Source organism: Mycobacterium sp. SP-6446 (assembly GCF_001954045.1).
Taxonomy (GTDB): domain Bacteria; phylum Actinomycetota; class Actinomycetes; order Mycobacteriales; family Mycobacteriaceae; genus Mycobacterium.
Genome location: NZ_MBEM01000261.1, coordinates 1 through 534 on the forward strand (window position 1 = coordinate 1; position 534 = coordinate 534).

1 protein-coding gene is annotated in these 534 nt (G+C 62.0%); it reads right to left on the reverse strand.

All coding sequences use genetic code 11. From position 1 onward, the window contains the following. Positions 1-534 (reverse strand): serine/threonine-protein kinase (locus A5736_RS23465; protein WP_139333532.1); only part of this gene is annotated, 534 nt, incomplete at both ends.

Genomic DNA, 534 nt, shown 5'->3' on the forward strand with positions numbered 1-534 from the left:
CCATCGATGTGGCCGCCCAACAACTGTTCGGGCGCCGCATAGGCTGCTGTACCGACCGTCATATTTGTCTGTGTGAGACCACTGATCTCGTCCCGATTGCGTGCAATACCGAAGTCGGTCAGCAGCGTTCGGGTACGGCCCTGGTCGTCAGGGCTGGTGATCATTATGTTGGACGGTTTGACGTCGCGGTGCAGCAGTCCATGATGATGCGCGTCGTCAAGGGCATCGGCGATCGCAGCGACAATTTCAGCCACCCATTGGGCGGGCATGCCCGCGACATAGCGCTCGGCCAGCAAGCGCGCGCAGTCGGCGCCGTCCACATAGTCCATCGACATCCACAGCTGGCCGTCACAGTCGCCGCGGTCATGGACGGAAACAAGGTGCGGATGCCACAGCGACGACGCTAAGTCGGCCTCTCGAATGAACCGCTCTCGAAAACTTGAGTCGGCGGAGACATCGGCGCGCAAAACCTTCAGCGCTTCCAGCCGGGGCAACCGCGGATGTCGAGCCAGGTAGACCTCACCCATCCCGCCG